Raw genomic sequence first — 533 nt, 5'->3', positions numbered from 1 at the left:
TCGGCGGCATGAACGAGGAGAAAGATCAGGAAGCCGCAGGTATCAGTCACGATATGGCGCTTGCGGCCCTTGACCTTCTTGCCCGCGTCATAGCCCGAAAGCCCGCCGCTTTCCGTAGTTTTCACCGACTGGCTGTCAATCACGCCCGCGCTCGGGGAGGCTTCACGCCCCTCGATCTCGCGCAGGCTCATGACCAGCACCGTATTCATGACCTCGAACAGCCCGGTATCACGCCAGGCGTAGAAATAGCGCCTGACAGTCGAGACCGGCGGAAAGCATTTCGGCAGCAGGCGCCACGCGCACCCGGCCGAGGCTATGTAGAGCATCGCATTGACCACCTCGCGCATATCCGTCGTGCGAGGGCGACCGCCCCGTTTCGCAGGGGGCACAAATGGCATGATCAAAGCCCATTCCCCGTCCATCATATCCGATGGATATCGCAGTCCTTCCCGGCTATGTTCACGTCGGGCAATACCAGTCCATGTCACCATTCACTCCATCTCTTCGTAAAGACGGATGAATCACAACAGGCT

Annotated in this window: 1 pseudogene; it reads right to left on the bottom strand. The window is 59.3% G+C overall.

What is annotated here, in order from left to right:
* Positions 1-491, bottom strand: a pseudogene (locus CFR71_RS16030) (IS5-like element IS1031A family transposase); the annotation flags it as partial.
* Between the last annotated feature and the right edge of the window lie 42 nt (positions 492-533).

The sequence above is a fragment of the Novacetimonas pomaceti genome, assembly GCF_003207955.1.
Taxonomy (GTDB): domain Bacteria; phylum Pseudomonadota; class Alphaproteobacteria; order Acetobacterales; family Acetobacteraceae; genus Novacetimonas; species Novacetimonas pomaceti.
The sequence above is the reverse complement of the archived record's forward strand: the minus strand, read 5'-3'. Positions and strand labels throughout refer to the sequence as shown.